The following is a 6,335-nucleotide window of genomic DNA, read 5'->3' as shown; positions in this document are numbered from 1 at the left end:
TAGCCACTTATTTTTTCGCAGAAAAAATCCTAAGGGGCTTGGGGATATTCCCCAACAAGCAGGCGTCGCTACCACGTGAGTGGCTAGCAAAGCCAGTGCTTGCCAAACCACTATATTACTTGATGAAATTTAGATTATCATATAATCTAAATTTATATTAAGTAATATCTTTCGTAGAAAGCGTGGTGGGATGTATGAGCGAACAAAACCATTTTGTGGCTAGCGACGAAACTGTTGGGCAAAACCATAAACCTAACCGTAAAGAGCCGAAACAAATTAGTTTTCGTGTGAGCGAATCCGAATATTTAAAGTTAAAGCAGTCGGCTGAAACTTTAAATATGAGTGTGCCTGCTTTCGTTAAGAAAAAGGCACAAGGCAGTCGATTGGTCGCACCTAAATTTGATAAAGAATCGCGACAATCGATTGCGAAAGATTTAAGTCGATTAGGGGCGAATGCCAATCAAATTGCGAAATATTGTCATCAACATCAATATGACGCTCCGAATTATAGCGCATTAGAACGTAATATCAATGAATTACGTGAAAGGTTGGATGACATATGGCAACAACTAAATTAAGTGCGACGAAATCAACATCTCGTGCCATTAATTATGCTGAGAAACGTGCTGTTGAAAAAAGCGGCTTAAATTGTGATGTGGATTATGCGAAATCGAGTTTTAAAGCCTCACGTGAGTTATATGGCAAAACTGATGGTAATCAAGGGCATGTGATTATTCAATCATTCAAACCCGATGAAGTAACTCCAGAACAATGTAATCAGTTAGGTTTAGAACTCGCTGAAAAACTAGCACCCAATCATCAAGTGGCTGTGTACACACATAATGATACAGATCATGTACACAACCATATCGTGATTAATTCGATTGACCTCGAGACAGGTAAGAAATTCAACAACAATAAACAAGCATTACATAATGTCAGAAATTTTAATGATGAGATTTGTCGGGAACACGGTTTAAGTGTGCCAGAACGTGATACTGCAAAATTAAGATATACCCAAGCTGAAAAAGCATTAATAGAAAAAGATCAATATTCTTGGAAAGATGATTTACGAGAAAAAATTGAAAATGCGAAAGACCATACAAGTGATTTTAAGAGCTTTTCAGAGCATTTAGAGAAATCCGGTATCGAGTTTAAAGTCAGAGGCAAAAACGTCTCATATAAGCCTGAAAACGTCAATAAATGGGTACGTGGCAAAACACTTGGCGAAGATTACGACAAGGGGGCATTAGAATATGAGTTTGAAAGACGAGAAAGAGAAGAAGAAAAGGAATCAGAGCGAGACGCAGTCGCAGCGTACACAGACCAATTCGAAGTTGACTGGGACGCCGTCGAACACAACACAGAACAACTTAGAAAGACAAGAATTAGACGAACTGAAAAAACAAAACAAGCTCATCATCAAGTATCTAACAGAGATACAAGAGAACCAGAACGCACGAGAGAAAGAACAAAAACAACTCACATCGAATTTGACAGAGGCGACGAAGGATTTTCGAGATAATGGTGTTAAAGTCCATAATAGCTTTACTCATATACTTAAAGAAAAATTGGATAAAGTCGATACCGATGAATTAGCTAATATAATCGGCAGAGATATTTATAAAGTGCGTGATGAAAATGAACGTATGTTGCAAGAAGTGAGAGCGTCACATGAAGCATACCAAAAGAAAATTAAACTCATGTATCGAGGAATGGGCATAATGTTATTAGTCTTTATGCTTTTTACGTTAGTCATGACTATTGGCAGTGATTTTATGGATTTTATACATGTCGATATACTTCAAAAAGCAATAGCTAGTAAGATTAAAACGTCTGAGGGCTTTATGACGTTGGTTTGGTACATTGCTTATGGCTTACCGTATATCATTGCGATAGGTGGATTTATTTATCTTTATGAATGGATTAGAAAGAAATTCGAAGTCTTTTTGTAATTATGAGGACGCAATTATGCCGAGAAAATTTATTGTGCATTGAGAAGAACCCTTAATTAAACTGTTTCGACGAATGTCGGTATAGCGTGAGCTATGAAACCGACGAGTCGACAGTTTTTGGGTTTATTAAGGGTTCAGAGGCTCAATGTCAATAAAGCAATTGGAATAATGCATTAAAGTTATATCACTTATTGCTTTTTTAAATAATAAAAACCAACCACAAATGTGGTTGGTTTCCTTTTTGTCTTTTGAATTTGTGAGGGGCAAATTGCCCCGAACTTTTTAATATCTTTTTATAAATCTTTTTAAGACCTTTATAAGTATTGTTTGATCCTTAGAGCGACAAGAGGTTTGAGATGACAAAGGCAACTTTTTGTAACTACAAAGGCAACTTTTTGTAACTACAAAGGCAACTTTTTGTAACTACAAAGGCAACTTTTTGTAACTACAAAGGCAACTTTTTGTAAAAAAGTTGCCTTTGTAGTTAAATTGATGCTATTATAGTTTTAAATTAAAATGGTTACATACTATTAAGACACCTATTATTTTTTTAAGTGTCCTAATTTTTGTTTACTGCTTAGGAGGGTTTATAAACATGCCTGGAGAAACTGTTGTCTATCAAAATGAAATGAATTTAGTTCCTTTACGTAAGTTTACCAGCACAGAAATCGATATATTTTTTAGTCTTTGTAATAAGTTAAAAGAACAAGATATAAAAGAATTAACTATCCCTTTTGAGGAGTTACGTCACTTAAGTAATTACTATCATCGTTCCCTAAAACGTTTTGTTAAAGATTTAGAACATGTATACGATAAGATGTTAACTTTAACTTATACTGAAAGAAGTGGCCTATCTTTCAAAAAATTTGTATTGTTTACAGGATATGAAGTTGATGTTGATGAACAAGAATTAATTGTTAGTATTAACCCTAAATTAAAGCACGTTTTAAATGAAATAACAGCTGATTTTACTAAGTTTGAATTGAAAGAAATGACACACCTTAAATCAACATACTCTAAAAATATGTTTAGGTTATTAAAACAATATAAACACACAGGCTATTTCAAAATTCAAATTGAGGATTTTAGAGAGCGACTAGATATTCCTAATAGTTACCGTATGACACATATTAATCAAAAAGTATTAGTCCCTATCATTAAAGAGTTAGGTTTTATTTTTAACAACCTTAATATCAATAAAATAAAGGCAAAAAAAGGTCGCAAAATTGAATGGCTAGAGTTTACGTTTGATGCTGAGAAACGTATTCACTCCAAGAGACAACCGGAAATGACAGTTTCAGGCAAAACCAAACACATGATAAATCGGGAAAAAACACCAAAATGGTTAGAAGAAAGGACTTATGAGAAGAGAAAAGAAAAGAAATATGACCCACAGCTTGAAAAAGATCGGGAAGCTTTTTTAAAACAACTTCAAGTTGATTGGGAAGAATGAGTAAGAAAATACTCATTCTGATAAAAATATATTTCACATGCTATGCTGTGTTAAAATAATGTAAATCCTATTTACAAAACCATGTAATAAATGTTATTTGTATATAAGATTATATTTATAATTTATACAAAGGGGTGAATATTGATGTCAGGTATCGTTGAATCATTACATAATGCTGTAAATTCAGGTTTACATGTCAAACAAGATTGGGTAGACATGGGATTTGGTATTGCGAATACAATCGCTAAAATTGCAGATCAAGTTTTAAAATATGTTTAATCGATAAACAAAAAAACTATCCATAAAATTGAAGAATTTATGGATAGTTTTTTTACGCTGAAAATCATTAGTAAACAATCCTTATATTCAGGTAATTACTTCTATATTTTTAGATATTGTAATTTACAAATATCTCCCTAAAAGCTATACTGAAAATAACAAGTGAAGTATGGTTCGCCATATGCAAAAAACCCCACTGCCGACCAAAGCAAAGTGGGGTTTTTATTTATCTTTTTAGGTTATCTGTAATGTAGTTCGCAACTACACCAGCGATAACAGATAAGATAAATGTTCCAACAAGTGAAAGTATCGTTAACGCCATATGCGCACCTCCTTTCATGCACAGGAAGTGCCATATCTATTATATATATCGAAAGACCAAGACGAAAGAGCCACATTATAGATAGATTTTGTATGCAGGCATACAGTATGCAACACTTAGACATTGATAACTGAATAAAGATACAAAATGTCATTTAATGAAAATGTATGAAAACGTGTCATTGGGGTAATGTATAAAAGATGAATATCCTATAATCCGAACCAAAAGGGACAAACGCTGAAATGACGGCGTTTGTCCCTTTTGAGTTAGTTAACATAATTACTGATTATGGGTAGTTGAATTGTATATGTTATGCAATACGCTAACTTAATAAATATTACCCATCAATGATTCAATAAAAAGACAACAAGAATAATCTTTATTGCTTAAATTTAAAGTAATTTATTTATCTAAATTTCTTTTTTCATTTATTAAGTTTTGAAACTCTTGTTCTAATTCTTCCGAAGGTTCAATACTCAATCGACTGAGTACTTCTGTAATTTTTGTCTCAAGTAAAAGTTTTTTATCTTCTTTAATATTCCTTGTTGGCTTTTCAGCTTGTTTAAATTGTTCATATGTGCCATCAAATATTTTTATTTCTTTATTATCAATTGTCATTATTCGAGTGGCTACTTTTTCGATAAATTTACGATCGTGAGATACAAAGATTATACTGCCATTATATTCCTTTAACAAAGATTCAAACGCCTCTATAGCTTCCATATCAAGAAAGTTTGTTGGTTCATCTAATACCAACGTATTAACTTCACTTAAGAATACTTTAGTTAGTGCTACTTTAACTCGCTCTCCACCACTTAAAACACTTATTGGTTTATAAACATCATCTCTAAAAAAATGCATTCTAGCTAGAATAGTTCGAATAAGAGTTTCATTTTGTTGTGAAGAAGATTGAACGTTTTCTAAAATACTCTTATCTAATTCTAATGTATCTATTTTTTGGCTAAAATAACCGATTTTGACAGATGGCGATAATGAAATACCAGGATTCCCATGCACAATTTTTTTAATAAACGTTGTCTTTCCTGTACCATTAGATCCGATAATTGCCATCTTGTCTCCTCCGCGAATACTAAAACTTTTTGCTTTCCACAATACCCGTCCTTCAATTGTACCCGAGACATCTTCACCACGTATTATAGTTCTATTTTTTACACTTTCTAAGTTCACTAAATCCATTTTAAGTGGAGGAAGTTCGTTTCTCTTTTCGACGCTTTCAAGTTTTTCTAGTCTGGTTTCTAGAGATTTTACAGTTTTTCGTAACTTCTTTTGCTTACCTGCAAAGTATGGCTTTGCTCCTGTTATTTTGCCTTCAGATAAACTTAAGTTTTTCGGTTTTTTAGTTGCTCGTTGAGCTTTCTGTTCTTTTATATTTATAGCTTTTTCCAATCGTTTCTTTTCTTTTTCATATTTTTCATATTCTAATTCTTCTCGATGTCTTTCTAATTCTTTTTGTTCAACATAGTTACTATAATTCCCCTTATATTCAGTTATTCTCCCCTCGTCAATTTCCCATATAGTAGTACACAAGTTATCTAAAAAAGCGCGATCATGTGAAACTATAATAAATGCTCCATGCCAATTTTTTAAATCCTGTTCTAATTTTTCTATATAGTTATTATCTAAGTTAGTTGTTGGTTCATCTGCTAATAGCAGTTCTGGATTTTTATCAAGCGCTTGCCGAATATAGTTTCGTGTTACTTCACCACCACTTTTAGTTGATTCTATGAGCTTCAATTGAGGAATAAGTTCACAATGTGAAAATTGTTTTACAATACCTTCTTCAGGCACAATTTTTTTATATAATATGTGAAGTAACGTTGTTTTTCCACTTCCATTTTTACCAATTAAACCAATACGATCATTCTGATAAATATTTAGGCGATTTATGTTCAACAATAAACGATCTTGAACATAATGTTTTATATGAAGTCCCTCTAACATTATTTTCATATTTTCTCATCCTCTTATAAGTAATTGAAGACAATAAAAGCCTCCCAATCTATTCAGAATAGGAGGCATAAATCTATATAGATGAACTCTAACAAAATACTTTTAGAGCCAACTACAGAATTTTCATCCTATCCTGAAAAGTACAATTGAAAACAACACAAATCAAACGCTGTTTGTAAATAAAACACTTTCAATTGTTTACTTTTGAAAATAGGATTAGTTAATCATGTAGTTGGTTCACCCTTTCCTTTATCGTATTAAATTCATCTTAAACAAATAGCAAATAAATGTCAATGTTCAACTCAAATTATTTTTTTAATTTATTTATATTACTTAATGAACAGTGGCTAGCAAT

At 32.3% G+C, this 6,335-nt stretch carries 6 protein-coding genes; 5 read left to right on the top strand and 1 reads right to left on the bottom strand.

The features are described from left to right. Positions 1–194 precede the first annotated feature (194 nt). From JX000_RS12055 to JX000_RS12035, 5 genes are all read left to right on the top strand, one after another. A complete protein-coding gene (locus tag JX000_RS12055; RefSeq protein ID WP_019236252.1) occupies positions 195–578 on the top strand; it encodes a plasmid mobilization protein in 384 nt (127 codons plus the stop codon). Next, positions 560–1,525 carry a relaxase/mobilization nuclease domain-containing protein gene (locus JX000_RS12050; protein ID WP_019236253.1) on the top strand — a complete coding sequence of 322 codons (966 nt, stop codon included), beginning with the start codon at positions 560–562 and terminating at the stop codon, positions 1,523–1,525. Before JX000_RS12055 ends, JX000_RS12050 begins: the two co-directional genes overlap by 19 nt. After that, the gene (locus JX000_RS12045; protein ID WP_019236254.1) at positions 1,494–1,955 is read left to right on the top strand and encodes a DUF334 domain-containing protein; all 462 of its coding nucleotides are present in this window, start codon (positions 1,494–1,496) and stop codon (positions 1,953–1,955) included. Before JX000_RS12050 ends, JX000_RS12045 begins: the two co-directional genes overlap by 32 nt. Positions 1,956–2,550: 595 nt before the next feature. Beyond that, the gene (locus JX000_RS12040) at positions 2,551–3,408 is read left to right on the top strand and encodes a replication initiation protein (RefSeq protein WP_019236282.1); all 858 of its coding nucleotides are present in this window, start codon (positions 2,551–2,553) and stop codon (positions 3,406–3,408) included. Positions 3,409–3,552: 144 nt separating this feature from the next. Next, on the top strand, positions 3,553–3,687 hold the full coding sequence (locus tag JX000_RS12035; RefSeq protein WP_002465837.1) for a beta-class phenol-soluble modulin: 135 nt from the start codon (positions 3,553–3,555) through the stop codon (positions 3,685–3,687). Positions 3,688–4,411: 724 nt separating this feature from the next. On the opposite strand, the gene JX000_RS12030 is transcribed toward JX000_RS12035, so the two are convergent. Then, complete coding sequence (locus tag JX000_RS12030; protein WP_032492560.1) at positions 4,412–5,980, bottom strand: ABC-F type ribosomal protection protein Vga(A); 1,569 nt, start codon at positions 5,978–5,980, stop codon at positions 4,412–4,414. Between the last annotated feature and the right edge of the window lie 355 nt (positions 5,981–6,335).

The sequence above is a fragment of the Staphylococcus sp. SB1-57 genome, assembly GCF_017086425.1.
GTDB lineage: Bacteria > Bacillota > Bacilli > Staphylococcales > Staphylococcaceae > Staphylococcus > Staphylococcus warneri_A.
This window is presented reverse-complemented; position numbering and strand designations above follow the sequence as displayed.